Genomic DNA, 23732 nt, shown 5'->3' on the forward strand with positions numbered 1-23732 from the left:
CGGTGATACGGGCGGTCCCCGAGACCGCTGGTATCTGAGGGAGGGTCGCGACGTTGCCCGCACGCTACGGGGACGCGCGTCGGAAGGGCGGGCCGTCCGCCCCTCCCCAGCATCCCTAGGGGAGATCATGCAAATGATCAAGCGGGTCAAGGCGGGGGAGCGGAAGCTAGCCGAGCGGGTGAGCTGGGCCGTCCTGCGTCGTTGGGGCAGGCGCGGCACGGTCCTCGTCGCGTGCGCGCTCGGCGCCGCCCTCGGCAGGGCTGTCGCTGATGGGATCATCGGCGAGGCGTGGGAACTGGTCCGGCACCTGCTCGTCTGACGCCTGATGCGCAGTCTGTGCCCGCCCCTGACCGGGGCGGGCACAGACTACGACTAGCTGCCGGAGCCGAAGAACTCCTTGTCGAAGTCGGTGACCGTGTACGTGTCGTAGCCCTGGGCGGCGGGGCCGCCCCCGGCGGTTCCGAGGCCGACGTCGCGGGCGGACGGTACAGGCGGTTCGGCGTCTACGAGGTAGGGCTTGGCTTCGGCGACCGCCGCCAGCGCGGCCGTACCGCGTCCGTGTCGATCTCGCCGTCCGCTCCGATCTCGATGGAGTCCAGGTCGGCCAGGCGCAGCGCGTCGCCGACGTCGCGGAACTTCAGGGCGGCTGCGGCCCCGCGCGCTTCGGCGTCCCGCAACCGCCGCGCGAACTTGGCGGCGGTCTCGCGGGCGGCCTCGGCGCGGGCCTGCGCGACAGCCTTCTCCGCCTCGGTGCGGGTCTGGTCCTCAAGTTCGGTGACCCGCGCCTCGGCGGCGCGCAGCTTGGTCCGCCAGGCCGCGTTCTCGCGGCGGAGCTTGGCGACCTCGGCGTCACGCTCACCGACGTCCGGTGCGTCCGCGGGCGGGTCGGCGGGTGAGTTGGCGGGCGGGGCCAGGACCGGCACGGCGGGGCTGGGCATGGGGTCGGTCATGTGAAGCCTCCTGGGCTGAGGTGAAGGGATTCGGTGAGCCACCCGTTGCGGGCGAGTTCGGTGCGGAGCCGGGCCGGGTCGGTTCCGTAGCGGGCGCGCAGCCATGCCAGCGACCGTTTCGGCCGTCCCGCGTGGTGGACGGTCAGGTCGGCGGGGTCCTGGAAGCCGAGCGAGCGGGCGAGGGCCTGTTCGCTCGTGCGGATGCTGAACTTGCGGCGGGTCTGGCCCTGGACGACGGCGGAGACGCTGACGCCCTGCCGCACGGCTTCGACGGCTTCGGGGTTCCCGCGCATGGCGGCGAGCTGCTGTTCGGGCGTCATCTCGCCGAACAGCGCGGAGGGCCGGTGCGCGGCGGGGACGCCCCCGACTTCGCCTCGGCCGGCAAGGTGGTAGACGGGGACGTGGGTGCATCCGGCGCACCCGGGATGCCGCCGGAACCCCTCGGAGAAGACGTAGCGCTTGCCCGCCAGGACCAGGCACCGCCCGCACGCGGGCAGCGTGACGAGCCGTTCATAGCCGATCACGCGGTCGTCCAGGGACAGCGAACCGGACAGGTACTCGCGGTGCGCGTCGGCGACCTCCGAACGGACCATTCGGCCGAGCCGGGGCAGCGTCGCCGACCATGCGGCCCCGGGCGGTTCCCCGGCGGCGATCCGCCGCCGCATGGTGCCGACGAGCCCGGCGAGCACGCGCGCCAGGTCGTAGCCCGCGCTCGTGCGGCCCATCACCGCGCGGGGCGACAGGTACGGGCCGGGCGCGGGACCGGCTCCGCACGCCTGCGCGTGTTCCTCCAGGTAGGCCAAAGCGACCAGGGCCGCCGAGTTCTGCGCGGCCGTCACCACGTCGGCGACGGCGGGCGCCAGGTCTTCCCACTGGGGTTCGACGGCCCCGCCCGCGTCCACCTGGGCGTGCAGGTCGGCGGCCTGGACGGCGGCGCGGGCGGCGATGGCGCCGAGCATGTCAGCGGCCCAGGTCGCCACCGAAAGACTCGCTGCCGTCACCAGCGCCATCAGGCGGCGTCCGGCACGTCGAGCGGGTCATGCTGGCGGGCGGCGAACGCCCCGGCGACCTCCGCTTGGGTCGCCCGTGTGGTCGCGCGGGCCTGCATGTCCTGCCACCGCTTGATCAGCGTCGGCGATGCGCCGTACCGCTCCCACAGCGCTTCCTGCGGGACGCCGATCGGAGGTGCGCCGAGCTTGGACAAGGCGTCCACGAGTTGGGCTTCCGACCGTGCCTCGGTGTCGGCCCAGTGCGGCTCGACGGTTGCGACGCGCCCGCCCGCGAGCCGGACCAGCTCCATCACGTCGGCCCACGACTCGCCGAGTGAGAGCTGCTTGTGTCGCACCTTGGCCGACAGCCCGGCCTCCGCAGCTTTGAGCGCTTCGGCCGAGAGGTTGACCATCTCCCCGAGCAGGTAGTGAGCGGGCACGGCCGAGATCGCCGAGAGCTGCCGCACCAGCGATTCCAGGACCGTGACGTAGTTCGCCAGGTTGGATTCGGAGAACTCGCCGAACTTGGCCTCGGGGTTGTCGCTGACCCACAGCCGGTCCACGGCGGAGTTGAACGGCTCGACCGGGTCGCCGTTCTCATCGACGGGGATCACCAGCCCCGCCGCCCAGCGCTGCCGGAACGCAGCGACCAGCATGGCGAGCTGCATGTGCAGGTTCGTCGCGTTGATGCGCTCTTGGATCGGGATCAGCGGCGCGATCTCGCTCATCACGCGGCCCAGGAGGTCCCGGTTGTTCGAAAACTCCACGAACGGCACCCGGCCCAGCGGGTTGGGCACGGGCGGCCCGTCCGGCGTCCACTCGCCGGTCTTGTCGGGGCGGGTGTAGCGCTGAACCCGCTGCGCGTCGTAGAGGAACGCGGTCTCGCCGGGCGGCTCGTCCGGCCCGGCCGCCCAGCTCTTGACCGCCCACAGCGGCGAGAAGTCCAGCGACGAGCGGGCGACGTACACCCGCCGCGCCGACTCGCCCCGGATCGTCGGTGTCGCCGGGTCGGCGGGGTTCGGCCACACCGACACATATGACTGGCCGAGAGTGAGGGCTTCGGTGTGGACGAGCGTGGAGGCGTGCGGCATCCGGTTCGCGCGCCAGATCCGCCACGCCTCGCGGTCGGTCTCGGCGTCGTCGGTGTCCTCGGCGGTCCAGCCGTCCAGGCGAAGCCGCTCGGTGATGCTGTCGATCACCAGCCGCAACCACGCCGACGAGGCGGTGTCCACGATCTTGCGGTACTCGTCCGCTGCTTTGCGCGGGATGTAGGGGCGCGGATGGTCGCCCACGTACCAGGCGTGCAGGCGGTCCAGGGACCCGCGCTGGGTGCGCAGCGCGTCCAGCCCGCGCGTCAGGCGGGCGTCGATCTCGGGCATGGGTCGCCCCTCCAGGGTTGTGCGGATCGGGAGGTGCGCGGGCGCTAGAAGCCCACGAGGCGGCCCGGCCTGCGCTCGTTGCGCGCACGGGTGCGCCAGGCGGCGACGGCCATAGCGGCGGTCAGAACAGCGTCGATGCGCTTGCTCTGCCCGCCGGTTCCGGCGCGTCGCGGCTTGACCGGCTTGATCAGCTCGGGATCGTCGGCCGCCCGCTTGACCTCGACGGCGTCGAAGCACCAGCGGGCGACCGGGTTGGCATGGTGGCGGACGCGCTGCGAGCGCATGAGCGCCATCAGCTCGGTCATGCCGGGGCTGAGCCCGGCGAACGTCTGCGGCACGGGCACCAGCTCGACGGACGGGCCGACCCGCTTGGCGATCTCCTGCACCGCCGGCTCACCGGACCAGGGGTCGTAGGCGATCTCAGCGAGCGTGACCGCGCGGGCGTCCTCAGAGATCGCGGCGTAAACGGCGTCGTAGTCGATGACGTCGCCCTCGGTCAGCGTCAGCCAGCCGTCCCGAACCCACGCGTGCGCGCTCCCGCCGGTGGCCTTGGCCAGGGCCGGGAGAGCCGCTTCGGGAAGCCAGTGCCGCCACACCACGTCCGCGCCGCCGTCCGCGTCGGGCACGACCAGGCACCAGCTCGTGAGGTCGAGTTTCGCGCTCAGGTCCAGCCCGGCGAACGCCTTGGCCGGACGGCCGGCGGGGGTGACAAACCGCCACTCGGGCGACGGCCACGGCTCCCCGGCGCAGCGGTCGAACAGGTCCATCGGGCACCAGCGCAACGTTTGCGACACCCACTGGTTCAACCTGAACTGGCGGAAGACGTTCTCCTGCGCGGGGTCCTCGCGGGCCTCGGCCGCTTCCTGCCGCAACGTCTCCATGCTGAGGAAGTCGCCGAGCGCGGGATTGGCCTTCGGCCAGTTCGCCTCGTCCCACGGGTCGGCGTCGGCGGCGACCTCGGCGACGTAGGCGAACCGGTTCGGGGCGCTGCCCGGGTCTTCAAGGACGCGGCGCGCCCTGTCGTACTCGGCGTAGCAGAACGAGTCCCGGTCGCTGCCCGCCGTGGTCGTGGCGATGAGAAGGGACTGAGTCCGCGCGCCCGCCCCGGTCCTTAGAGCGTTCCATAGGTCGCCGGACGGCGCGGTCAGCAACTCGTCGTAGATCGCGCCGTGCGGGTTGCTCCCGAGAGCGCCCGATGCGTCAGCCGGGATGACCTCGTAGAACGATGCGGTGGACTCGTCTACGATCCGCCGTGCGTGGTCCTTCACCGTCAGCCGCTTCGACAGCACGGGCGACAGCCGCACCATGCGGGCTGCCACGTCGTAGACGAGGCGCGCCTGATCACGGTCCTTTGCGCAGCCGTAGATCTCCGCGCCTTCCTCGCCGTCCGCGACGAGCAGGTAGAGCGCAATCCCCGCCGCAAGCTCCGTCTTGCCGTTCTTTCGGGCGAGGCTGATGAACGCGATCCGGTACCGGCGCACGTACAATCCCGCGTGCTCGTCCCACCGGACCTCACCGAACAGCGGGCGCAAGATACCGTGCTCCTGCCAGGGGGCGAGCCGGAACGCCTGCCGCGCCCATCGGCCTTTGGTGTGGACGAGCAGTTCGTGAAAGAACGCGACCACGTGCTCGGCCCGCTGGCGGCAGTGGTGGTCTCCGCGCTTGCGGCACCGCTTCCCGTCGAACGTCCGGCCGCAAGTCGGGGGGTCGCGGGGTGCGGGCATGGGGCTACTCCTGGTAGGACTGAGCGCGTGAGCGCCATAGGGATCGCACTAATCGGGGTCGGCGGCACTGCCGTAGGTGCGATAAGCGCGTCACTCGGCGGAATTGGGCAAAAGGCATATGAGTTCCGCGCCGAAGCGCGAAGGGAACGCAACGCCGAACAACGACGAGAACAAAAGGATTCCGCGACCGAGCTGCTAACCGTCCTAGGCGAACTCCGCGAACTTCCCGAACGGCCACGCGACGGAGAGAACGCCAAGCAGTGGGATGAATTGCGCGGTAGTCTGATGCTTCGAGTCGCCGAACTCTGCGAAGCCCTCCGCGAGCCGCGACTTGTGATGCGCTCGAAGCCATTCCATGCCCTGGCCCGCTTTGGCTTTATGAAAGCCCTGGACCGCATGCTCAATGAGGAACTCGCACGATTTATCCTCGTACGCGACCTCGAAAGGGCTATAAAAAAGTTTCTCGGAGGGCTTCCGATTCCCAAACTCGACTCCGACGCCCAATGGGTACATGATATGGTCGATAGTTACGACAAATTCCTCCGGGATTTGCTGAAGTCGGGAATTAGGGGTTATGGTCGATCGCGAATCTGGCGTGAGGCTCGATGGCGGCGCAGGCGAAGGATGCGAAAGAACTTTCGTGCCGAAAGCAAATAGCCGGATCTGCTAGCCGAGTAGCCGCGCGGCGGCGTCCTCGGCGACGTGCTCGACGGCCAGGTGAACGCGGCTTGCCGGGGTCAGGCCGAACTCGCGGGCGAGCGTCAGCATCGTCCGAGCCGCCTCCCGCTGGACGCGGACGGCGGGGTTGGTGCGCACGGCCCCGTCGCGGTCCTTGATGAGTGGCCCGGCCCGGTGGACCATGACCGAGGCTTGGGCGTGCAGTTCGACGGCTTCGACGTAGGCGTGCAGGGCGGCGGTGTCGGCGCGGTGGGCGAGCCGCATGGCGGCCAGTTCGGCGACGACGTGGTCCCAGATCGCGCGTCCGGCTTCGTCTAGCTCTGCCGGCGGTTGGGGAAGTCCTTCGGCGGGCTGGGGTTCGTCGGTGTTGATCCGGTAGGGCTTTTCTCCGTGCAGGACGCGGAGCGACGTGGGTTTAGGTGCGGGGCCGCGTCGTCCCATACAGATCAGCCTCCGTGAGCTTGCCTGCGAACTGGTTGCGTTTCTCGGCGATGGCTTCGGCTTTGCGGGCTTCCTCGGCGAGCGGTCCGCAGCCGGTCATGCGCTCGCGGAAGTAGGCCACGACCGAGATCCGTTCGGCTCCGCAGCATGCGCGCATCCGGTCGTCCCGCACCCCGTGCGGGCAGCTCATGGCGGTGTTGCCGTGCCATTGGTGGGCGTCCATCAGCATCAGGTCGCCGTCCGCCATGTCGGCGGCGATGCGCCATTCGGGGAAGACCAGGCGGCCCCCGCTGTAGGCGCCGCGCCGCAGGACGGCGAGGGTGGAGAACCCGGCGGCCAGGTCTCCGGCGTCCTGGTGGACACCGGTCGGGTAGGTGTTGTTGACGGTGACCGTCGAGAACACGGTGCCGGGGACGATGTAGTCGGCGTGGGTGCGGGCGACCTCGGCGGCTTGGGCGGCGTGCCGGTCGGGCACGTGCTCGGCGAGCGCGGCCGACATTGACCGCAGTAGCGGGCGCAGTCGCTCGTACTCGGGCAGGTGGTCCCCGGTCCAGGCGGTCAACCGGCAGTACGTCTGGCGCTGCGCGGTCTCCAGCGAGCCGATCACGGCTGAGGCGATTCGCTTGGCGCGGGTGCGCTGCTGCCCGGGGATCGGCCGCCGCCGTGTCCCCGACGCAAGGCCCCGGTTGTCGCTCTTGAGGTTGCGGAGTCCATGCAGCACCTCGTAGACCTCGGGATGGTCGGCGAGGACGGGCGATAGGTGGCCGGGCAGGTACACGCACAGCGGACGGCCGTCGGGCATCAGCACGCGGGCCGGGCCGGTCAACAGGACGTCGTGGTCAGCGTCGCCGAGCACCTTCCCGCGCATCCCGGTGAGCGCGTCGGGATGGGTCCGGGTGCGTAGCCGCATCTCGATCACGGGACCGTCCTTCGTTGGTGGGCGTCCAGGAGCCGGGCGGCCTGGCGGTGCGCGGCGTGCCGCGCCAGCAGCGCGGCCACTGTGCCGGGCGGGGCCGCGCCCGGCGGTTCGGCAAGTACGGCGGCCAGCTCGCCGGGGTCGGCGGTGACCGCGACCGCGCGCAGCAGCGGGTCGTCGTGCCCGGTGCCGAACCATCCGGCGTTCAGCAGCAGTCGCGCCCCGCCGTCGAGGGCTTCCAGGTGGGTGTACTGCGTGCCGCCGCCGTCCCCGTCGATGGTGGACATGTCCACGGCCCAGTGCGCGGACGCGGCCAACCCCGCGCCCGCCCATAGGTCGCGGGTGTCGAACGGCCCCCGGTAAGAGCGGCGCCAGCCGGGGAAGTCCGCGGTGAGCTTGTGGTGGGTGAACAGCCGGTTCTCCGCGCCGTGCAGCTCGACGCGCTTGCCGGGCGCAAGCCGGGTGTTCGCCGCCGCGATGGCGTCGGTGTGCTTGTCCCAGTCCAAGCGGGCGAAGCTGACGGCGTGGCGAGTGCGGGCCGGGGCCGGGTGCGGCGAGCGCGCGTAGGGGTGGGCGACGTGGACGGCGGGCAGCCCGAGCGCGGCGACGTGCTCGGCGACGGTCGCGCGGATGACGACCACCGGCCGGCGGGTGCCCGACAACGCGCCCGGCATCTCCCCGCGCAGCTCGGTCGGGTCGTGGACGGTGATGGACGCGCCCGCGTCGATCAGCTCGGCGACCTGATCGGCCTGCGCCGGGGCGGCGGCGGTGATGTGCAGCGGTTGAAGCCGGGCGATCTCCGCCAGCCGGTCCAGGGTGGTGTTCTGGTAGGTCAGGTGGCGGAACGGGCGGGGCCGGTGCTCGGCGCGGCGCGTCACCCGCCACAGGTGGACCTCGTGCCCGGCTCGCCGCAGCCCTTCGGCCAGGTGCGCGGTGTAGGTGGGCCACCCGCCGCGCGTCGGCTGTGCGAGGTAGGCGAGGTGAACGTGCATCAGGCGGCCTCGCCGTCACCCGCGCCACCGTCCGCGTCCTCCTGGCCGTCGTGCTCCTGGTCGTCGTCGGCCTGGTCATCGGCGGTGCGCAGCGCGACCAGCTCGGCGACGAGCGCGGCGGGGTCGGCGAGGTTCAGCGCGGCGAGGACCACTTCCCCCGACGACACCTCGTCGCCTGCGACCTTCCGCAGTTCGGCGAGCCGGGCCATTGCCGCGCCGTGCCGCGCCAGAGGCAGCACCACCACGAGTTCCCGCAGCCCGGCGGCGTTGCGCGAGTTGTGCCCGAGCGCGGCGACCCGGGCGTCTTCCTCTTCGGGCGTCTCGGCGTAGGCCGCGTCCGTGCTCGGCGGGGTGACGGTCGGGATGACGTCCAGCTCGGCGCGCAGGTCTTCCAGCTCGTCCAGGCCATAGCCGGTGCCCGCCAGCACGTTCGGAGACGCGGCGAGGTCTTCCAGCAGCGACAGGAGCCCGGCGTCGTCGTAGACCGCGCGGTCGGCGGTGCGGTTGTCGGCGAGCATCACCCGCTTGGCGCGGTCATCGGAGACGTCGAGCCAGATGACCGGGATCTCGTTCGCCCGCTTGGACTGGAGCGCAAGCCAGCGGTGCGTCCCGACCAGGATGTGCCCGGTGCTGCGCTGGGCGACGACCGCGCCGTACCACCCGTTCGCCTCGACCGAATCGGCGATGGCGTCGGTGTCGCCCCGGCGGGGGTTGTCGGGGTGCGGCTGGACCTGGTCGATCGGGACCACTTCGTACCGCTGGTCGGGAAGCTGCATCGTCTCTCCGTAACTGAGGGTTACCAACTTTTCGGGCGAAACCGTGGCGCGGGTGCGCGGGCCTAGCCGCCGGGTAGCCGGGGGTCCGGTCGGGGGGTCACCCCCCACCCCGGCGGGCACGCTGCGTAATCACGGCTGGGCGGCGGGAAGCGCGGGGGCTGTAACGGCGCTGCGTCGAACTGCAACGGCCCTGTAACTAGTGACGTTACGTGTCCAACTTGTCACGATTTGTGACCTAGTGTGTGGGTACACGCACCGCCCCGCCGGGGTAGGCCGGACGGAAGGAGTACGGACATGGACTACGGGTACGAGGGCTTCGCCAAGGCGTCCGTCGCCGACCTCAGCGTCATGGACATGGCGGCCCTGCGGGCGTACCTGGCCGGGTACCTGCTCGCCACTTACGGCCCCGACGTCATCGTGCAGCGGGACTACCACGTCGCCTACGCCCGGGACGCCCACGCCAAGCAGGTTCTGGAGGACATGAACCGGCGGGCGCCCTGGACCACCTTCGCCTACCTCCGGCGGGGCTACGCGGACGCCTACCGGCTCTATCGAGCCTGACCAACCCGGCCAATACATGGGGTCGCCCGCAACGGGCGGCCCCATTTTGCGTCTCCGGGTCCCGCTGTATCGGGAGGCGGTGCGGCGCGCGGGGCCAAGCGCACCCCAGTCCAGCACCCGGGACGCCGCCGGAACCGGTAGTGCGCCGCCGACCCCCGGACCCGGGGGCGCATCGCCCCGGAGCAAAAGCCCTGCTCACTACACATAGTGATGAAACGTAGGGACCTAGGTGCTGTTGCGGGACTGTAACACTAAGTGACTTTCAATCCACTTAGGGTGCATATGTCCAGGTTGGAGCGCTAGTGTTTAGCTACGCAAGCAACACAAACCCCCGGCCAAACGGCCCCGACCCCTCGGAAAAGGAGATAACAATGTGTGACTACTACGACCCCACGGACCCCGAGGTCGCGGCGCGGCTGGGGAAGATCCGGTACCGGTACACCGTCCTGACCGCCGCCGACCCGTTCGACTGCGACGAGGACGTCTCGACCGAGCTGAAGGAGCTGGAGAAGGAGTACTTCTACGCGACCGGCAAGGACATCACCCTCATGGACGACGAGGAGGCGTACACCTGGGCGAACAAGGGTGCGAAGGAGGCGGAGGCCCTGCTGGGCTACTAGCCTCCCGGCCCGCGCTGTTCAGCGCGGGCCGCAAGCCCCCGGCCAGCGGCCGGGGGCTTTTGCTATGCCCGCCAGGACCCAGGACGCCACCGGGACCGGTAGGGCGTTGCCGACTTGGCGGTACCGGGCGGTGTCGCTCTGCTCGCGGGTGCGCCCGGCCCGGTCGGCGTAGCGGGTCCAATTATCTGGGAGTCCCATCAGCCGCTCGCATTCCAGGGGCGTCAGCTTGCGGACGGCGGGGCGACCGTGCAGGACGACGGGGCGGAGCCATCCGGCTTGAGCGTGTTTGGGGTCTGGGCCACCTCCACCAAGGCCCCATGCAGTGAGGGCGGACACCGTCTCCCGCGTGCGGCGAGCCGCCGGAGGACGTACCGCGCTCCGGCCGGGGTCAAGAAGAACTTCGGCGGCGGCGGCTCGTCCTGCTCGATCTCCGAGATGTCCGAGTACGAACACTCGGCGGCGTTGCTGGGCCAAGCCGAAGAACTGCGCGTCGAGCACCCGCCACGCCAGGCCGTACCCGAGTCCGGCCAGCGACCGCAGGACGGCGGCGAAGGCGGCCCCGCGCTGACTGGTGAGCAGACCCGGCACGTTCTCCAGGACGATCCAGGACGGCCGCATCTGCTCGGCGAGTCGGGAGACCTCCCACCAGAGCGACGAGCGCGTCCCAGCGAGCCCGCGCCTTCGCCCGGCGAGGCTGAGGTCTTGGCACGGCCATCCGGCGAGCATGACTTCGGCTGGTCCGAGGTCATCGGCGGTCACCTCCCTGACGTCGTGGTGGAGTCGTTGGCCGGGCCAGTGGTGGGCGAGGACGCCCCGGCAGGCGGCGTCGATCTCGACGGCGACGCCGACGTCGAGTCCCGCGCGGCGGGCGGCGAGGTCGAACGCGCCGATCCCGGAGAACAGCGAGACGGCCCGCACGGGTCACCGTTCCCACGGGCGCAGGACGGACAGGGTGTACGGCTGGCCCGCGACCACCCCGGCGAGGAGGGCGTCATCGCCGGGGCGGGGCGGGGGCATGGCGGCCTTGCCCATCCGGTCGGGCAGCAGGCCGTTCCTCGGCGTGCGGTGCGTGCATCCCGCGCACGGCGCGAAGTCGCGCCCATGCGCCATGAGCCGCCGCCGTGCGGCGTACAAGGCCGGGTGGTGCCATAGCTCGCCGAGCGGCGCCGCGCGGACGTTGCCGAGCTTGAAGGCGCCGCGCCAGTCGTTGCAGCACAGCGCGACCGACCCGTCCCACCGCACGGTGATCTCGCGGAACGGCAGTGCGCATCGCTCAGCGGACCGTGAGGCGTCCGGCGGTCCGGCCGCGCCCGCGTGGTTGGACAGGTGCGCGTGGTTGCCCTCGGTCTCGCTGGCGATGTCGGCGATGAGGATCAGCCGCCGCTCGCCCCGGCGGGGGCGGCGGTGCGGGTTGGCGCCGGGTCCGCCCTCCGGGTAGCGGTGGACGGCGACGCCGGGCAGGCCGGTGCCGAGCACGGCGGCGCGGCAGCGGTGCGGCTTGTAGTCGTCCACGGCGATCGTGTCGGCCCCGGCGCGGAACAGCGCGGCGAGTTTGGCGTCCCAGTCGTCCAGCAGCGGGACGCCGTTGGTGGTGATCATGATCGGGGACTTGGCGGGCAGGCCCCGGCGCAGCGCGGCGACCAGGCCCGGCAGGTCGGGGTGGCGGGTGGGCTCCCCGTGAACAGCCAGTTCGATCCGCGGGGACCAGCCGGCGCGGGTGACTTGGCGGCCGATGGACGCGGCGGTGTCCAGCTCCATGAACCGGTACGGCCCGGACAGGTGGTCGCGGTCGCCCGTGCTCGCGCGGATGCCCCGGATGCCGCAGAACGCGCACCGCAGGTTGCAGCCCTCGACGGGTTCGACCTGGACGGAGTTGGGGGGCGGCTGGCGGTAGTCCACGGCGCACCTTTCGATAACGGGTCGGTAACGGACATCGGTCCTCGTGGCGGGGAGTTCGGAGGTTCGCAGCGCGTCCAAATGGGACATCTCACGGATTGCGACGACTTGTCACGTTTAGTGACGGGATGCCAAAGTGTGGCCACGCCAAGCGGCACGGGCCGCACCGCACAACCCGAGGGAGCACGACATGACCGCCACCACCGAGGCCACCGCCCACACCATCACCGGCATCTCGGCCAAGCAGTTCGAGGCGCTGGACCTGGTCTTCAACGGCGACACCGCCCGCCTGATGACCGCCAGCGGCACCGGGGCCAAGGCCGAGGCCAGCTTCGCCGACGTCCACGCGGCCACGGCGCTCATCACCGCCCACCGGGACGGGCTGGACAAGAAGACCGGGTTCCCCGGCCAGCAGCTCAACGCGGTGCTGGAGAAGATCCACAAGACGTTCGTTCCGGCGCAGGACGACGCCCCGGCCGATGCGCCCTACGGCGTGGAGACCGACGCGGACCGCGCCAAGGTCGCGCAGGCCAAGGCCGCCGTCGCCCAGAAGCAGAAGGAGGCCGCCGACCTCAAGGCCGCCGAGGAGGCGGAGAAGAAGGCCGCCGCGCTCGCCAAGGAGAAGGAGGCCAAGCGCAAGGCCGAGGCCGAGGCGACCGAGTGGATCACCGTGGACCGCAAGCGCCGGTACGCCAACGTCATCACCCAGGTGTGGAACCTCGCGCACGCCGAGTGCCCCGAGGCCCCCAAGGTCTTTGAAGACCTCGGCGCCAACGGTCCGGTCTTCGAGTGGGCGGCGGTCTGCCTGGAGCACGACGAGAAGGGCTTCTACCGGCGCAAGGACATCGCCGAGGCCAACGCCGCTGACCCGTGGATCTTCTGCGGCGGGTGCGCGCACACCCTCGGCGGCCTGCTGGACGTCGCCCGCACCACGGCGGCGAAGCAGAAGTAGCCGCCACATGAGCCGGGGCGGCCCCCAGACGGGGGCCGCCCCTCACTCGCCCAGGGGACCGGGATAGCGGCCCGGCCCCGGGCATTCACCCATCCATCGCAGGAAGGCAACACCCATCATGACATTCCGCACGCCCGACGAGCCCACCGAACACGGTGGGAACGAGCACGACGACATCATCGTCGTGTTCTTCGGTTCGGTCTTGCACGCCTACACGCGCCGGGACATGCTCGCCGACGGCAGCCTGGTCGCCGTCCCCGAACCGCTGGCCCGCATGGGCGGCTTCTTCGCCCCGGTGGCGATCACCCGCGCGGCGTGGAGCGCGGTCGCCGACCCCCACGCGGCCCCCGCGCCCGACGATCCGGGCCGTCCGCTCACGGGCTACGAGCGCGCCTACGTGGTGCGCCTGCTCCGTGTCGCGAACTTCGCCGTCCACCGGGATGAGACCGGGTCCAACGAGGTGCAGTTCCGGTTCTCGCGGGCGGATGAACCGCTGTACCTGCACGTCGGCCCGGGCGACGACGGCGACATCGTCTTCACGATCATGACGGGCGCGGACCGGTGAGCCCGCTCTACCCCGGTGACCGGGTCCGCCTGACGTTCCCGTGGGGCCGCCTCGCGCGGGGGGCCGAAGCGACCTTCGTCGGCGACGCTCGGGGCGAGGTGGTCACGGTCGTCATCCGCCTGGACGTCGGCGGATCCGAGATGCGCGTCCCGCTCGGCTGCCTGACGCCGGTCAGCCCGCGCCCCACGCCCGAACCCACTGGAGACCTGGAGGTCCATCACCTTCCCGGCGGTGTCCGCGTGGCCGAGGGCATCGACCGCACCAACGCCCCGCGCTGGACGTGGGAGCCGCCGTCCGGCCCGGAGCGGGTGCGGCTGATCTGGCGGCGCGGCACGCTTATGGAGTACCGCGTCCCGCGCGACGGGCGGGAGCTGCCGACGGGCCGCGCCGTGCCGACCGGCCCGACCCGGCGGGAGGCGCGTAGGACGGCGCTCGCGGTGTTGCAGCGGCGCGCGTCCGACATTGCCGAGCCGTTCTACGCGGCCGATGACGGCTACGAGTGGATTCGGCTCCTGCCGACCATGCCCCGCACCTGGCGGCCGATGGTCACATGGGAGGCCGCGCCGCTCGGGCACTGGCCGCGCGTGGTCGTCGCGACCTGCACCGCGCCCCCTGGCGCACCCCTGTACGGGGCCGCCGCCCTGTGGAACGCCGGAGTCACCGAGGTCACCAATCACCTCACGCTCACCGAGTTCCGGACGCGTCTCCTCCAGATCAAGGAGGCGTTCCCCGATGAGTGACGACCCCACCCGCCGGTGCTGGTGCGTGATCAACCACCCGCAAACCCCGGCCGAGCGCGCCGAAGTCGCGGCGTCGCTGAACCTGGCACGCGAGATCGGCGACCTGAACGCGATCCGGCTCCACCTGCTCATGCTCACCGGCCCGTGCCCCGCATGGGCGAACCCGGACACGAAGGAGAAGACGGCCAAGGTGGACGAGATCATGCGGGCGCTCGCCAACGGCACCAGCCCCGCCGAGGCCATCGACCAGGAGACGCTGCGCCTGTTCGTCGCCCGGCAGATCGTGTGCCCGTTCCGCCGCACCGTGCTGGACGTCAAGCGCGCGGTCCTGCTCGACTGCGGCCCGGAGGTCGGCGCGCAGGTCATCAGCGCCGACTACTGGGATGAGGCCGCGTCGGACTTCCTTTCGGTCGTCGCCGACCTCGGGGTCGTACCGCGCGTGCTGGACGGCCGCCTCATGCGGTGGGCCGACCGCGCGGTGGACTATGACGACCTCGGCGTCTACCGGGACGTGCTGAACCGGTTCGCCGCCGGGGACGAGGCGTTCGCCCGCTGGTGCGCCGACCGCTGGCCGTTCGGCGGGTTCGACCCGGCCCATGCCCGCGTGGTGTACGACCAGCTTCACCGGTTCGCCGAAGGCGACGCGGTGGAACTGGGGTGGCCGTGGGAGGGCCTGCCCCGGGGAACACGGGGCCGCACGGTCGGGCGGCCCGTCGAGCTGTTCTCCCCGTCCCGGCCAGTGCAGTTCATCGAGCTGCCCGACCGCCGCCGGGTCGTGGTGCCGCTCGGGCTCCTGCTGCCCGCGACCGACGCCACCGGCAAGGGGGACGAAACCGATGGCTGAGCAGCGCGCCGCCGAGCCTGTCCCGCTGGCCTACTCCTAGCCGCACCCGGCCCCCGCCGGTCAGGCCCCGCCGCACGCGGCGGGGCCGTTCGGCCGTCCGGTTCACCGCGCGCAGTCGCGACCGCGCGGAAGCAACAGCGGCACGAGATCGCCAGGGACGACGCTACGGAGCCAGCACCGGCCCCACGGGTAACCGTGGGGCCGGTTTGCGTTTGCCGCCCCTGCTGGCGCTCAGCGTCCCGGGCGGCGAGGCCCGTTGTGGCGGGCCTCCGCCCACCACCCGCCCGGCTGGTCGCGGGCGGTGCGCGCCGAGTGGCACGGCTTGCACAGCGACCGCAGGTTGCCCGCGTCCAAGCCGCGCGGGCCGCGCGGGCCCAGTCCGTCGATGTGGTCCACCTCGGCGGCCAGCGTCGGCGGCCCGCACCACGCGCACCACGGGTTCGCCTCCAGGTACCGGTTCCGCACCGCGAACCAGCGGGCGTCGTAGCCGCGCTCGGCCGAGCTGCCGCGCCACCGCTCGGCGCGTCGCTGGCATGAGGCGCACCGGCCGGCAACGACCCGACTTCCGCACCCGGGCATTGAGCAGTACCGGCGCGGCCGGTAGGGCATCGTCGCGCGCCTAGGTGATCGGGGCCGTCCAGGCGGCGGCCCATGTCTGCGGCCCCACGACGCCGTCCACGCGCAAGTGCTTCTCGGCCTGGAACGCCTCGCACACCCCGCGCGACTCGGCCCCGTAGACGCCATCGGCGGCCAGCCGCCAGCCCCGCTTGCGCATCTGCGTCTGCCAGGACTTCACCGCCGCGCCGCGCGTGCCGGTCTTGAGGTAGATCCCGGGCCACTTGGGAGCCTTCCCGGTCCCCGGCTTGGGCTTGCCCGGTGCCGAACCGCCGCCCTCGCCGGGGTAGGCGGGATAGCCGTAGCCGACGATCCCGGCCGCGCGCCGACGCCGCATCACCGCGTTCGCCGTGTTGCCCTCGATCGTCGTGACGCTGCCGTCGCTGTGGACCGCCTCCACGATGCCCACGTGGTCGATCGCGCTGACCTTCCGGGAGCCGCCCCAGTCGTAGAACACGATCGCGCCGACCTTCGGCTTGGTGCCCCACCGGCCCGCCTTCACGAACCACGAGGCGTGAAACGGCGTGTAGGCGAACCCCTTCCCGCCCGTCACCGCCGCCGTGTTGCCGCTCTGGGCCGCACACCACGTGATGAACATGTCGCACCAGCTCGCGCGGACGAACCCGGAACCGGCGTGCAGCGTCTCGGCGTACCAGTCGCCGAACTTGGTGTAGCCGTCGCCCTTCTCGCGATAGCCGAGCTGGGACCGCGCGGCCGTCAGCATCCCCGCCTTACTCATCCTCGTCCCCCTGGTCCTGGTCCACGGCGCTGCCCGGCTCCTGCGGCAGCCCATCCTGCGGGCCGTCCTCGGGAACGACAGCGGCCCCGCTGCGCGGGGCCGGGGGAATCGGTTCGGGCTGGGTCGGATCAACGTCGTTGATCAGCTCGTCGTCACTCATGGGCGGGGTCCTTCGGAGGGTTCGGGGCCGTGGCCGGCGGCGGCTTGACTTGAGGCGGCGGTGCGTCGTCGGCGGACTCGTCGGTGCTGCCGGTTCGCGGCGGGAGGTAATGCCGCACCAGCGCGCCAACGAGGATCGTCAGCAGCCCGGACAGCAGCGAGATGATCTGGTTGACCTGGTCGGGGCTCATGGGTCAGTCGGCCTCGTCTACGTCGTGGACGAACCACAGGCTGGAGGACAGGGCCGCCCCGATCAGGGCGGCGGTGGAGTGACCGGCCGACGCCCCCGAGTCAGTCAGCGCGTTAGCGGCCATCGCTACGAACGCGCCTGCGCCGATCAACAGCCCCCAACGGCGCAAGTGCCCGAACGCGCGGGCGAACAAGCCGACCAGGCCAGCGCCCACCAGCGCCACCAGCGGCACGCCGAGCAGCGGCAGCCCGCCGCCCTCTCCCTTGATCAGCACGGCGACCGCACCGCACGCGGCGATGCCGAGCGCGAGCGCGGCCAAGCGCAGCGGATGAGTCATCAGATCCCCTTTCATGGGAACGGCCCCGGCGGGTGCCGGGGCCGCCGCAACGCCGCTCAGTCCTTGGCCAAAAGCGTCGCGGTGAGCTGGCTGACGGCGTTGCGGGACGCGCCCGAGTTCTGCGCGAGCTGGACCTTGACCTTGCGCCCGGCGGTCAGCCGCCCGTGGAACGTCGTCTGGAGCTTCTGGATCACGGCGAACGCCTCGAACCGCTCACCATGCCCGGACAGGTACTCCTCGCCCTGGCCGATGTCGTTGGCGGTCATCTCGACCGCCAGGACAGTTCCCGCTACCGGGGTAGACCCGCCGAACATCGCGAACTCGCTCATGGCGGTGATCAGGTAGACGCCCGTGACGGGGACCGTCAGCCACTCACCGCTCGTCCACCACGTACCGCCGACCTTGTACTCCGCCGACGACCACGTGACCTTGACCGACGCGGAGTTGTTCGACACCGGCACCGACGCCGACACCACCCGCGCCCGAGGCGGCTTGGTGGCGTCGTCCACGACCTTCAGCGCGGTGTCCACGGCCTTCACCGCGTTCCCCAGGTGCAGCGGCACGTTCGCCGCGTCGGTCGGCTCCGGGAACGGGAACTTGTAGGTCGTCGTCGTGCCCATCAGCCGCCTTCCTGGCATGAGAAAGGCCCGGTCCGCGGGGACCGGGCCTGCAAGGCAAAGGCCCGGTCCCTCCCGTATCGGGAGGCCGGGCCTGGTAACGGGCGACTATGCGCCCAAGTCTGAGTCCATGATGGTTGCACTCCTGGCCGGAGGGCAAGTCCGGCGGCGGTCGCGCTCGCACGCCAGCACATCCGACTCGCGGTAGAGGTGAGCGCGCCCTTCGCGAGCGAACGCCCGAAGGTGGCCGCGCGCCACCCAGCTCTTGAGCGTTCCGCGCGGAATACCGTGCTCGGTCTCGATCTCGGCCGCCGTGAGCAGGCGGCGCCGAGCGCTCGGCGTGCCGGTCGTGGGTCGTCTCATGCGTCCTCCTGGTTCGGTACGGCGGGAATTACCATGCTCGGTTCGGCAGGGTCGCTTGCCGGGCCTGGACATGATGAAGGCCCGGCACCGCCTGTAGGCGGTGGCCGGGCCTCGCGATGCGGCGTTGTCTCTCGCGGCGGGGCGCGACGTTAGGCAGAGTGGTCCGGGGAGCCGAGGTCGAACGCGCCCGTCTTGATCTGCCGGACCAGCGCGGCCAGGCGGGTGGGGGCGAGGGCCAGGTGCGGGCCGGGGTTCGTGGAGTCCTGGATCAGGGTGGCCGCAGGGACGTTGGTCGACACCTCAACGCACTCGCCCTGACCGCCGCCCTGGCTGTGGCTGCTCTTACGCCACTGGATCATCCTGCATCGTCTCCATCGTCTCGCGGATCAGGTCGCGGGTGGCGCTCTCGGACAGCGCTTCAGCCCGGATCTCATCAAACCGTATCGACAGGTCTGCGACCTCCACCGGATCTTGGATCAGCCGCCCGCCGAACTGCGCTTCGACGTATCCAACGCGGCTGAGGTCGGGCATCGTCAGGGACACGAGCGCGCCGTTGAACCCGTAGTGCCACCCGTCCGTCATCCGCACGGCCTGGATATGAACGCGCGGCAGCTCGCCCATCTCCAGCAAATATTGAAGCTGCTGCCGCATGACCTGGGGGTTCTTCAACGGCCGGACGAGTGCGCCTTCGTCGATCACCGCGAACAGGTGCGGCGGGTCCTCGCGTCGCAGGATGCCGCCGCGCTGCTCGGTTCGCCTGGTGATCAGCTCTCCGTCCACGGGACCTTTGGGCCAGGTAATTCGCATATAACCCTCGGTCTGGAGCAAGCCCGGGACGTACAACGGCTGGAAGGTTCGGATCTCCGTCGCTTGGGCCTCGTGCCGGGCGTACTTCTCGAACCACGTCTTGATGTGCTCGCGCTGGCAGTGCGCCCATCTCACGCGGAACAGCTCGCCTGTCCCGAAGTGCTCATCGAGCTTGGCGCAGTGGTCCAGGTCAGGAAGGGACCGCTGCCGCTCCCACGCCGTCACCAGCTCACGGGAGACAAAGAGCGCCCTGGCAAGATCGGCCTGGGACTCACCCTTGAGCTTCCGCATGACCCTGATCATGTAGGCAAGCTCGGCGCGCAGACTCTCACGCGGGTCAAAAAAGGACCCTTCGGACCCATCGGGAGAAATCTCATCGGGCTCGCGGGGGGGATTGGACATGCGGGCCGCGCCTCCGTGGGTAATTCGCCGATTGACTTTGATGGGGGTTCCTGAGCGTACTTCTCGCGGGCCAGCCTGTGGATCAGAACACCTGACCCCGCATGAAGGCGAGCGATCATGGCCATCGACACCCCGCGACGACTCAAGACCTTGCCGGACAGCGGCCCGATCGACGCCCCGGAGCAGGCCACCGAGCAGCCCGCCCCCTACGCCGACGAGCGGTCGTTCCTCGGCTCCCTATTGGAGGCGTTGGAAAAGGTCGGCGGGTTCAACGCCGCGATCCGGCAGCCGTACGGCATGGGGACGCCGTACCTGCGCGTCCAGGGCGGCGGAACGATGGGCAACGGGGAGGACATCCGCCTCCGGCGCGTCGCCAAGGACGGGTCGCTTCGCGCGGTGTGGCAGTGGGGCGAGGATCTGCCGACCGACCCCGCCGAGGCCGCCGAGGCGATCGGTCGCGTGATCAACCCGGAGATGTAGGCCGATGTTCAGACGGCGTGTGACCGCCCCGCGACGCAGGCACGGCAGTCCGCTTCCCAGCAAGCCCGAGGCGAAAGCGGGACCGCAAACCTACATTCCGCAGCGCTTGCGGCTCGCCTACCTGGCGGAGCTGGCCGAAGCGTTCCAGCCGATGCCCGAGGTGCGCGTCACGTGGGCGGAGATCGACGGATACGCGGTCCTCAGCGTGGAGCCCGTGGAGCGGGCCGGGCGAACGGTCACGATCGGGTGCTCCTACGAGCGCGGCCACTGGCGGTTCTGCGACGCCGTTACCAAAGAAGTGATCCGGCCGACCAGCGAGGTGATCGCCGCAGCGAACGCCGTCCGGTGGGTCGTGTGCCGTCCCCCTGAGAAGCAGGTGGCCAAAGGATGAGCGAGCAGCAGCCGGCAGAACCCGAATCCGCCCGCGAGCCGGTCCGCGGGGCCGTCGCCGAAAGCCACGACCTGACCGCCAGCACGTGGATCAATCCGCGCGACGCGTTCGCGATCACCGGCCTCAGTACGCCCGCGCTCGTGTATTGGGCCAACCAAAGCGTGATCTCTTGGCGCCGGATCGGAAGGCGCCGCCAGTACATGCGCGAAGAAATGGTGATCGTGGCGCAGCTCGGCACGGGCCGCCCGCCCCATCTGAGAAGCGTGCGGACCCACCTGGCCGCCCGCAAGAAGCAGGCGAAAGGCAGCGCATGACCGGCAAGCCGGACGCCGCGCCCGACCACTTCAACGATCAGAACGGAGACGGACGCATGACCGAGCCCACCGGCCCGATGGGGTACCGGACGACTCCCGCGAGCATGGGCGAGCTGATCGCGGCGACGTACCACGCGCAGCTCATCGGGAGCGGGTACAGCGCGACCCGCGCCGGGCTCATCGTCGTGTACGCCGAGGAGACGGCGGAGCCCGAGCTGGCCGGGATGGCGGCCGTCCCCGCCGACGCGGCGCTGCGCATCGCGCTAGAGCTGATGGTCGTCACGTTCGCCACCGCGATGAAGATCCACGGCCTGATGGACGCGACCGCGAACGTGGTCGAACGGAAGGTGCGCGCCGAACTGAGGCGCGCGGTGGCCGAGCTGGTCTCCAGCCGCAAGAAGCCTTCCAAGGCCGACGCCGACGCAGATGCCGACGCCGACGCGGACGCCGAGGCCGAGGCTTCGGGCACCGCCGGCCAGACTCCGCCCGCGCCGCCGACGCCGGTCACCACGGGCTGACGGCCGAGACTCGCCCGCCCGGCAGCAGCCGGACGGGCGCGGGTCCTGGGCACTCCCTTTCAGCAGGGGGGCGGGCCGCCCAGGACCCTCCAGACGCCGGGTCGGGGAGCCCCCGCGTGTCTCCCCGGCCCGGAGGCAAGACCGGCCCTTGAGGGGCCGGGGCATCACCAGTGCGCGGAAAGGCCGCGCCGGAAGGCTTCAGGAGGAAGCCGTGACCGTGATGGAAGCCAACCCCGAGGCGGGTACGACGCCCGCCCTCAACCCCCGGGACCTGATCGACCCGGTCCTGTTCGACAAGCTCGTCGCGCGGGTCCAGGAGGACCAGCAGGTCGCGCAGTTCTACGCCGTGGGCATGGTCGAGCAGATGCTCGTCTACCTCAAGGCCGTCGCCGAGTACGGCGGCAGGCCGGGGAACCTGGCGCCGTCCAAGGCCGTGGACCCGGCCTGGCACGTGTTCGTCCTGCACACCGCCGAGTACCGCGCGTTCTGCGCGGACCTGGGCGGCGGGTTCATCGAGCACACGCCGGTCGTCACCGAGGACATCACCTCGGGGAACGCCCTCGCCCGTACGCTGGACGCCATGAGGGCGACCGGGTACGCGGTGGACGAGCGGTACTGGCAGCTGGGCACGTGGACGTCGTGCTGCTCGACCGAGAACTGCCACAGCCAGATCGCCTACCTGGCGTAGCCGATGATGCGGCGTAGCGACGACTGGACCAGCCTTCCCGCCGAGGCACGCGACGCCGTGCAGGAGTCGATCGGCAAGGTGGTGCGAGCCGCCCCGGTGCTGGCCGGGGCGCACTGCGATATCGCCGAGATCCTGACGACGACCGAGCACGGCCGAGTGTTCCTCAAGGGAGTGCGCCTGGACCGGCGTGAGGCGGACTGGTGGCAGCTACGCCGTGAAGCCATGATCGGCCCGCACGTGGGCGGGCGGCTCGCCCCCCGGCTTCTGGCCCAGGCCGAAGCCGGGGGGTGGACGCTGCTGGCCTTCGAGTACGTCACCGGACGGCACGCCAGCTTCGCTCCGGACTCGCCCGACCTCGATCACCTCGCCGCCGTCGTCCGCCAGCTCCAGCACACCGACGTCCCGGACGGCCTGTTCCGCCCGGTCGAGGGCCGGTGGACGGCGTTCATGCCCGACCCCTCGCCGCTCGCCGGTGACCGGCTGCTGCACGCCGACCTCAACGAGGGCAACGTGCTGATCAGCGGCGGACGACCCTACGTGGTCGACTGGGGCATGGCGACCTACGGCGCGGCCTGGGTGGAACTGGCCGTGCTGATCCCCTGGCTGATCCGCTCCGGGCACACCCCCGCGTCCGCCGAAGCGTGGGCCGGGCAGTTCCCGCACTGGCACGACCCCGACAACGACCACGTCACCGGCTTCGCCGACGCCACCGTGGCCAAGTGGCTCCACCTGCTCCAGCAGGGCCACACCGAGTGGAAACGCGAACTCTTGGACGCCGCGCGGTGGTGGACCGCATGGCGGAAAGGAACCTGATGCCCCTCGCCCCCGTACCGGTCGTGCATCCGGCCGTGACATTACGCGCCCCCGACGGCTCCGACGTCGAGATCGACGTCGGCATGGCCGACCTGATCCGCGCCCTGTGGGACAGCGGCTACCAGACCGAGATGTGCTGCCAGGACGCTGGAGCGCTTCTGGCGGCGGGCGGAGCGCGCATCCCGCCCGACCAGTGGGCACGCTACGGCGCGTTCTACGCCGGGTTCGCGTGGATCAGATCACCGATCGGCGACATGCAGCGACTCGTCAAGAACGCCGGACCGCTGTGGGACGCCCGGTGGTCGGCCCGCGTACCGCTCACCCCAGACGGCCCCCGCACCTTCGCCAGCGTCCACTTTCCCGCCGAGCAGATCCCCGACCTGACCGAGGTGATCACTCGAACGTGACGGTCTGACCAGCCGGGGTGACGGTGACGCGCAGCCGGTCCAGCGGGCCGCTGGGCTCAGCGCGCAACGCCTCGCGGATGTCGGTCTGCCCGCGCAGCGGCATGAAGGCGGTCTTATCGCCTACGGCTCGGCCGGAAGCGACGCCATCGGCGACGGTGAGCACCAGCAGCGCGCCCGCATACTCGATTCCCGTGTAGGGGACGACGATCCGGCCGCCCTCGCGGGTCTGCTCGACCCACGCGGGCGGGATCGTGTGCGTCCCCGCAGTGGCGATCACTCGATCGAACGGGGCGTGCGCGGGCACGCCGTGCTCGCCGTCGCCGACGACGACGGTCACCCGGTCGGCGAACCCGGTCCGCTCCAGCGCGGCGGACGCGGCGTCGGCAAGCTCGGCGTCGATCTCAACCGTCGTCACGCGCGCCCCGGCCTCCGCCATGAGCGCGGCGTTGTACCCCGTGCCCGCGCCGATCTCCAGGACGCTCATGCCCGGCTCCAGCGCGAGCGCGTCGAGCATCGCCCGGACCACCCACAGCGCGGACGCCGAACTCGTCGGCAGCACCAGGCCACGACGGTCGGTCTTGCACTGAGTGATGATCGAACCTTCCCCGGCGACGATCCGTTCCCAGGTCTGCGGATCGTCCTTCCGGTCCAACGGCGCCAGCCGTTGCCGTTCGCCCGGCTGCCGCCAGATGACGTCAGGGATGAAGTCCCGCCGATTAAGGGTCACGACCTGCCAGTTCCGTTGCATACGGGGCACGGCTCAAGGGTTGACTCACCATCGTGGGTGACCTCTTCGGTGCCGGTTCCATTGCAGCTTGGGCAGTCCACCGGCTTGTCGTGCTTACCCACCGTTAACCTCCGCTGGCTTA

34 protein-coding genes are annotated in these 23732 nt (G+C 71.0%); 15 read left to right on the forward strand and 19 right to left on the reverse strand.

The window, feature by feature from the left end; translation table 11 throughout:
- The first annotated feature begins 127 nt into the window (after nucleotides 1-127).
- Nucleotides 128-319 (forward strand): hypothetical protein, encoded by a 192-nt coding sequence (locus tag GQ466_RS27130; RefSeq protein ID WP_161105890.1) that lies wholly within the window; start codon nucleotides 128-130, stop codon nucleotides 317-319.
- Between the two features lie 184 nt (nucleotides 320-503).
- On the opposite strand, the gene GQ466_RS27135 is transcribed toward GQ466_RS27130, so the two are convergent.
- The 4 genes from GQ466_RS27135 to GQ466_RS27150 are packed head-to-tail and all read right to left on the reverse strand — an operon-like array spanning nucleotide 504 to nucleotide 5042.
- Nucleotides 504-950 (reverse strand): hypothetical protein, encoded by a 447-nt coding sequence (locus GQ466_RS27135; protein ID WP_161105891.1) that lies wholly within the window; start codon nucleotides 948-950, stop codon nucleotides 504-506.
- The gene (locus GQ466_RS27140; protein ID WP_161105892.1) at nucleotides 947-1951 is read right to left on the reverse strand and encodes a hypothetical protein; all 1005 of its coding nucleotides are present in this window, start codon (nucleotides 1949-1951) and stop codon (nucleotides 947-949) included. The genes GQ466_RS27135 and GQ466_RS27140 overlap by 4 nt, the downstream gene beginning before the upstream one ends.
- An 8-nt stretch (nucleotides 1952-1959) precedes the next feature.
- Nucleotides 1960-3318, reverse strand: coding sequence for a phage portal protein (locus GQ466_RS27145; RefSeq protein WP_161105893.1), 1359 nt, complete (start codon nucleotides 3316-3318; stop codon nucleotides 1960-1962).
- A 44-nt stretch (nucleotides 3319-3362) separates the two neighbouring features.
- Nucleotides 3363-5042 carry a terminase large subunit gene (locus GQ466_RS27150; RefSeq protein ID WP_161105894.1) on the reverse strand — a complete coding sequence of 560 codons (1680 nt, stop codon included), beginning with the start codon at nucleotides 5040-5042 and terminating at the stop codon, nucleotides 3363-3365.
- Nucleotides 5043-5069: 27 nt separating this feature from the next.
- On the opposite strand from GQ466_RS27150, the gene GQ466_RS27155 reads away from it, so the two are divergent.
- Nucleotides 5070-5699, forward strand: coding sequence for a hypothetical protein (locus GQ466_RS27155; RefSeq protein ID WP_161105895.1), 630 nt, complete (start codon nucleotides 5070-5072; stop codon nucleotides 5697-5699).
- 9 nt (nucleotides 5700-5708) lie between these two features.
- Here GQ466_RS27155 and GQ466_RS27160 read toward each other — a convergent pair whose 3' ends face one another.
- The 4 genes from GQ466_RS27160 to GQ466_RS27175 are packed head-to-tail and all read right to left on the reverse strand — an operon-like array spanning nucleotide 5709 to nucleotide 8845.
- On the reverse strand, nucleotides 5709-6161 hold the full coding sequence (locus tag GQ466_RS27160) for a phage terminase small subunit P27 family (protein WP_161105896.1): 453 nt from the start codon (nucleotides 6159-6161) through the stop codon (nucleotides 5709-5711).
- Nucleotides 6136-7071: a hypothetical protein gene (locus GQ466_RS27165; protein WP_446678598.1), complete on the reverse strand. Its 936-nt coding sequence runs from the start codon at nucleotides 7069-7071 to the stop codon at nucleotides 6136-6138. The genes GQ466_RS27160 and GQ466_RS27165 overlap by 26 nt, the downstream gene beginning before the upstream one ends.
- 5 nt (nucleotides 7072-7076) lie before the next feature.
- The gene (locus GQ466_RS27170) at nucleotides 7077-8069 is read right to left on the reverse strand and encodes a glycosyltransferase family protein (RefSeq protein ID WP_161105898.1); all 993 of its coding nucleotides are present in this window, start codon (nucleotides 8067-8069) and stop codon (nucleotides 7077-7079) included.
- Nucleotides 8069-8845 carry a ParB/RepB/Spo0J family partition protein gene (locus tag GQ466_RS27175; protein ID WP_161105899.1) on the reverse strand — a complete coding sequence of 259 codons (777 nt, stop codon included), beginning with the start codon at nucleotides 8843-8845 and terminating at the stop codon, nucleotides 8069-8071. The genes GQ466_RS27170 and GQ466_RS27175 overlap by 1 nt, the downstream gene beginning before the upstream one ends.
- 294 nt (nucleotides 8846-9139) lie before the next feature.
- On the opposite strand from GQ466_RS27175, the gene GQ466_RS27180 reads away from it, so the two are divergent.
- Both GQ466_RS27180 and GQ466_RS27185 read left to right on the forward strand, forming a co-directional pair.
- Nucleotides 9140-9406 carry a hypothetical protein gene (locus GQ466_RS27180; RefSeq protein ID WP_161105900.1) on the forward strand — a complete coding sequence of 89 codons (267 nt, stop codon included), beginning with the start codon at nucleotides 9140-9142 and terminating at the stop codon, nucleotides 9404-9406.
- 371 nt (nucleotides 9407-9777) lie between these two features.
- Nucleotides 9778-10026, forward strand: a complete 249-nt coding sequence (locus GQ466_RS27185) for a hypothetical protein (RefSeq protein WP_161105901.1) — start codon at nucleotides 9778-9780, stop codon at nucleotides 10024-10026.
- Nucleotides 10027-10044: 18 nt separating this feature from the next.
- Here GQ466_RS27185 and GQ466_RS27190 read toward each other — a convergent pair whose 3' ends face one another.
- Together GQ466_RS27190 and GQ466_RS27195 are read right to left on the reverse strand one after the other, a co-directional pair.
- Complete coding sequence (locus tag GQ466_RS27190) at nucleotides 10045-10944, reverse strand: DNA (cytosine-5-)-methyltransferase (RefSeq protein ID WP_161105902.1); 900 nt, start codon at nucleotides 10942-10944, stop codon at nucleotides 10045-10047.
- A gap of 3 nt (nucleotides 10945-10947) precedes the next feature.
- Nucleotides 10948-11925, reverse strand: a complete 978-nt coding sequence (locus GQ466_RS27195; protein ID WP_161105903.1) for an SPASM domain-containing protein — start codon at nucleotides 11923-11925, stop codon at nucleotides 10948-10950.
- A gap of 187 nt (nucleotides 11926-12112) precedes the next feature.
- Here GQ466_RS27195 and GQ466_RS27200 point away from each other — a divergent pair, with 187 nt between their 5' ends.
- The 4 genes from GQ466_RS27200 (at nucleotide 12113) to GQ466_RS27215 (ending at nucleotide 15023) form a co-directional block, all read left to right on the forward strand.
- On the forward strand, nucleotides 12113-12874 hold the full coding sequence (locus tag GQ466_RS27200) for a hypothetical protein (RefSeq protein WP_161105904.1): 762 nt from the start codon (nucleotides 12113-12115) through the stop codon (nucleotides 12872-12874).
- 118 nt (nucleotides 12875-12992) lie between these two features.
- Nucleotides 12993-13439, forward strand: coding sequence for a DUF6573 family protein (locus tag GQ466_RS27205; RefSeq protein WP_161105905.1), 447 nt, complete (start codon nucleotides 12993-12995; stop codon nucleotides 13437-13439).
- Nucleotides 13436-14179: a hypothetical protein gene (locus GQ466_RS27210; RefSeq protein WP_161105906.1), complete on the forward strand. Its 744-nt coding sequence runs from the start codon at nucleotides 13436-13438 to the stop codon at nucleotides 14177-14179. The genes GQ466_RS27205 and GQ466_RS27210 overlap by 4 nt, the downstream gene beginning before the upstream one ends.
- Complete coding sequence (locus GQ466_RS27215; RefSeq protein ID WP_161105907.1) at nucleotides 14172-15023, forward strand: hypothetical protein; 852 nt, start codon at nucleotides 14172-14174, stop codon at nucleotides 15021-15023. Before GQ466_RS27210 ends, GQ466_RS27215 begins: the two co-directional genes overlap by 8 nt.
- A gap of 231 nt (nucleotides 15024-15254) precedes the next feature.
- Here the strand turns inward: GQ466_RS27215 and GQ466_RS31085 are convergent, their stop codons facing one another.
- From GQ466_RS31085 to GQ466_RS27255, 8 genes are all read right to left on the reverse strand, one after another.
- Complete coding sequence (locus GQ466_RS31085) at nucleotides 15255-15488, reverse strand: HNH endonuclease signature motif containing protein (RefSeq protein ID WP_202421182.1); 234 nt, start codon at nucleotides 15486-15488, stop codon at nucleotides 15255-15257.
- Between the two features lie 154 nt (nucleotides 15489-15642).
- Nucleotides 15643-16377 (reverse strand): CHAP domain-containing protein, encoded by a 735-nt coding sequence (locus tag GQ466_RS27225; RefSeq protein ID WP_161105909.1) that lies wholly within the window; start codon nucleotides 16375-16377, stop codon nucleotides 15643-15645.
- Nucleotides 16370-16537: a hypothetical protein gene (locus GQ466_RS27230; RefSeq protein ID WP_161105910.1), complete on the reverse strand. Its 168-nt coding sequence runs from the start codon at nucleotides 16535-16537 to the stop codon at nucleotides 16370-16372. The genes GQ466_RS27225 and GQ466_RS27230 overlap by 8 nt, the downstream gene beginning before the upstream one ends.
- Nucleotides 16530-16727: a hypothetical protein gene (locus GQ466_RS27235; protein WP_161105911.1), complete on the reverse strand. Its 198-nt coding sequence runs from the start codon at nucleotides 16725-16727 to the stop codon at nucleotides 16530-16532. Before GQ466_RS27235 ends, GQ466_RS27230 begins: the two co-directional genes overlap by 8 nt.
- Before the next feature lie 3 nt (nucleotides 16728-16730).
- A complete protein-coding gene (locus tag GQ466_RS27240; protein WP_161105912.1) occupies nucleotides 16731-17063 on the reverse strand; it encodes a hypothetical protein in 333 nt (110 codons plus the stop codon).
- Between the two features lie 56 nt (nucleotides 17064-17119).
- The gene (locus tag GQ466_RS27245; protein WP_161105913.1) at nucleotides 17120-17683 is read right to left on the reverse strand and encodes a hypothetical protein; all 564 of its coding nucleotides are present in this window, start codon (nucleotides 17681-17683) and stop codon (nucleotides 17120-17122) included.
- 509 nt (nucleotides 17684-18192) lie between these two features.
- Nucleotides 18193-18402, reverse strand: a complete 210-nt coding sequence (locus GQ466_RS27250) for a DUF397 domain-containing protein (protein WP_161105914.1) — start codon at nucleotides 18400-18402, stop codon at nucleotides 18193-18195.
- Nucleotides 18386-19141, reverse strand: coding sequence for a helix-turn-helix domain-containing protein (locus tag GQ466_RS27255; protein WP_161105915.1), 756 nt, complete (start codon nucleotides 19139-19141; stop codon nucleotides 18386-18388). The genes GQ466_RS27250 and GQ466_RS27255 overlap by 17 nt, the downstream gene beginning before the upstream one ends.
- Nucleotides 19142-19369: 228 nt before the next feature.
- On the opposite strand from GQ466_RS27255, the gene GQ466_RS27260 reads away from it, so the two are divergent.
- From GQ466_RS27260 to GQ466_RS27290, 7 genes are all read left to right on the forward strand, one after another.
- Nucleotides 19370-19732, forward strand: a complete 363-nt coding sequence (locus GQ466_RS27260) for a hypothetical protein (protein WP_237418420.1) — start codon at nucleotides 19370-19372, stop codon at nucleotides 19730-19732.
- A 106-nt stretch (nucleotides 19733-19838) separates the two neighbouring features.
- The gene (locus GQ466_RS27265) at nucleotides 19839-20123 is read left to right on the forward strand and encodes a hypothetical protein (RefSeq protein ID WP_161105916.1); all 285 of its coding nucleotides are present in this window, start codon (nucleotides 19839-19841) and stop codon (nucleotides 20121-20123) included.
- Entirely contained in the window at nucleotides 20120-20437 is a 318-nt protein-coding gene (locus tag GQ466_RS27270) for a hypothetical protein (RefSeq protein ID WP_161105917.1), read from the forward strand. The genes GQ466_RS27265 and GQ466_RS27270 overlap by 4 nt, the downstream gene beginning before the upstream one ends.
- Nucleotides 20434-20955: a hypothetical protein gene (locus tag GQ466_RS27275; RefSeq protein WP_161105918.1), complete on the forward strand. Its 522-nt coding sequence runs from the start codon at nucleotides 20434-20436 to the stop codon at nucleotides 20953-20955. The genes GQ466_RS27270 and GQ466_RS27275 overlap by 4 nt, the downstream gene beginning before the upstream one ends.
- Before the next feature lie 211 nt (nucleotides 20956-21166).
- The gene (locus tag GQ466_RS27280) at nucleotides 21167-21643 is read left to right on the forward strand and encodes a glycine-rich domain-containing protein (protein WP_161105919.1); all 477 of its coding nucleotides are present in this window, start codon (nucleotides 21167-21169) and stop codon (nucleotides 21641-21643) included.
- 3 nt (nucleotides 21644-21646) lie between these two features.
- Entirely contained in the window at nucleotides 21647-22456 is an 810-nt protein-coding gene (locus GQ466_RS27285; protein ID WP_161105920.1) for a phosphotransferase, read from the forward strand.
- Nucleotides 22456-22863, forward strand: coding sequence for a hypothetical protein (locus GQ466_RS27290; protein WP_161105921.1), 408 nt, complete (start codon nucleotides 22456-22458; stop codon nucleotides 22861-22863). Before GQ466_RS27285 ends, GQ466_RS27290 begins: the two co-directional genes overlap by 1 nt.
- On the opposite strand, the gene GQ466_RS27295 is transcribed toward GQ466_RS27290, so the two are convergent.
- Nucleotides 22850-23611: a protein-L-isoaspartate O-methyltransferase family protein gene (locus tag GQ466_RS27295; RefSeq protein ID WP_161106009.1), complete on the reverse strand. Its 762-nt coding sequence runs from the start codon at nucleotides 23609-23611 to the stop codon at nucleotides 22850-22852. The genes GQ466_RS27290 and GQ466_RS27295 overlap by 14 nt on opposite strands.
- Nucleotides 23612-23732: the final 121 nt, after the last annotated feature.

The organism is Actinomadura rayongensis, from assembly GCF_009831215.1.
GTDB lineage: Bacteria > Actinomycetota > Actinomycetes > Streptosporangiales > Streptosporangiaceae > Spirillospora > Spirillospora rayongensis.

What these genes read in the sequence shown, in the direction of transcription:
- GQ466_RS27150 (WP_161105894.1), bottom strand. Translation starts at nt 5,042, where the DNA reads ATGCCCGCACCCCGCGACCCCCCGACTTGCGGCCGGACGTTCGACGGG.
- GQ466_RS27180 (WP_161105900.1), top strand. Translation starts at nt 9,140, where the DNA reads ATGGACTACGGGTACGAGGGCTTCGCCAAGGCGTCCGTCGCCGACCTC.
- GQ466_RS27200 (WP_161105904.1), top strand. Translation starts at nt 12,113, where the DNA reads ATGACCGCCACCACCGAGGCCACCGCCCACACCATCACCGGCATCTCG.
- GQ466_RS27225 (WP_161105909.1), bottom strand. Translation starts at nt 16,377, where the DNA reads ATGAGTAAGGCGGGGATGCTGACGGCCGCGCGGTCCCAGCTCGGCTAT.
- GQ466_RS27295 (WP_161106009.1), bottom strand. Translation starts at nt 23,611, where the DNA reads ATGCAACGGAACTGGCAGGTCGTGACCCTTAATCGGCGGGACTTCATC.
- GQ466_RS27240 (WP_161105912.1), bottom strand. Translation starts at nt 17,063, where the DNA reads ATGACTCATCCGCTGCGCTTGGCCGCGCTCGCGCTCGGCATCGCCGCG.
- GQ466_RS27260 (WP_237418420.1), top strand. Translation starts at nt 19,370, where the DNA reads ATGGCCATCGACACCCCGCGACGACTCAAGACCTTGCCGGACAGCGGC.
- GQ466_RS27230 (WP_161105910.1), bottom strand. Translation starts at nt 16,537, where the DNA reads ATGAGTGACGACGAGCTGATCAACGACGTTGATCCGACCCAGCCCGAA.
- GQ466_RS27275 (WP_161105918.1), top strand. Translation starts at nt 20,434, where the DNA reads ATGACCGGCAAGCCGGACGCCGCGCCCGACCACTTCAACGATCAGAAC.
- GQ466_RS27170 (WP_161105898.1), bottom strand. Translation starts at nt 8,069, where the DNA reads ATGCACGTTCACCTCGCCTACCTCGCACAGCCGACGCGCGGCGGGTGG.
- GQ466_RS27185 (WP_161105901.1), top strand. Translation starts at nt 9,778, where the DNA reads ATGTGTGACTACTACGACCCCACGGACCCCGAGGTCGCGGCGCGGCTG.
- GQ466_RS27235 (WP_161105911.1), bottom strand. Translation starts at nt 16,727, where the DNA reads ATGAGCCCCGACCAGGTCAACCAGATCATCTCGCTGCTGTCCGGGCTG.
- GQ466_RS27290 (WP_161105921.1), top strand. Translation starts at nt 22,456, where the DNA reads ATGCCCCTCGCCCCCGTACCGGTCGTGCATCCGGCCGTGACATTACGC.
- GQ466_RS27205 (WP_161105905.1), top strand. Translation starts at nt 12,993, where the DNA reads ATGACATTCCGCACGCCCGACGAGCCCACCGAACACGGTGGGAACGAG.
- GQ466_RS27285 (WP_161105920.1), top strand. Translation starts at nt 21,647, where the DNA reads ATGATGCGGCGTAGCGACGACTGGACCAGCCTTCCCGCCGAGGCACGC.
- GQ466_RS27145 (WP_161105893.1), bottom strand. Translation starts at nt 3,318, where the DNA reads ATGCCCGAGATCGACGCCCGCCTGACGCGCGGGCTGGACGCGCTGCGC.
- GQ466_RS27250 (WP_161105914.1), bottom strand. Translation starts at nt 18,402, where the DNA reads ATGATCCAGTGGCGTAAGAGCAGCCACAGCCAGGGCGGCGGTCAGGGC.
- GQ466_RS27130 (WP_161105890.1), top strand. Translation starts at nt 128, where the DNA reads ATGCAAATGATCAAGCGGGTCAAGGCGGGGGAGCGGAAGCTAGCCGAG.
- GQ466_RS27255 (WP_161105915.1), bottom strand. Translation starts at nt 19,141, where the DNA reads ATGCGGAAGCTCAAGGGTGAGTCCCAGGCCGATCTTGCCAGGGCGCTC.
- GQ466_RS27270 (WP_161105917.1), top strand. Translation starts at nt 20,120, where the DNA reads ATGAGCGAGCAGCAGCCGGCAGAACCCGAATCCGCCCGCGAGCCGGTC.
- GQ466_RS27215 (WP_161105907.1), top strand. Translation starts at nt 14,172, where the DNA reads ATGAGTGACGACCCCACCCGCCGGTGCTGGTGCGTGATCAACCACCCG.
- GQ466_RS27245 (WP_161105913.1), bottom strand. Translation starts at nt 17,683, where the DNA reads ATGGGCACGACGACGACCTACAAGTTCCCGTTCCCGGAGCCGACCGAC.
- GQ466_RS27160 (WP_161105896.1), bottom strand. Translation starts at nt 6,161, where the DNA reads ATGGGACGACGCGGCCCCGCACCTAAACCCACGTCGCTCCGCGTCCTG.
- GQ466_RS27165 (WP_446678598.1), bottom strand. Translation starts at nt 7,071, where the DNA reads ATGCGGCTACGCACCCGGACCCATCCCGACGCGCTCACCGGGATGCGC.
- GQ466_RS27135 (WP_161105891.1), bottom strand. Translation starts at nt 950, where the DNA reads ATGACCGACCCCATGCCCAGCCCCGCCGTGCCGGTCCTGGCCCCGCCC.
- GQ466_RS27175 (WP_161105899.1), bottom strand. Translation starts at nt 8,845, where the DNA reads ATGCAGCTTCCCGACCAGCGGTACGAAGTGGTCCCGATCGACCAGGTC.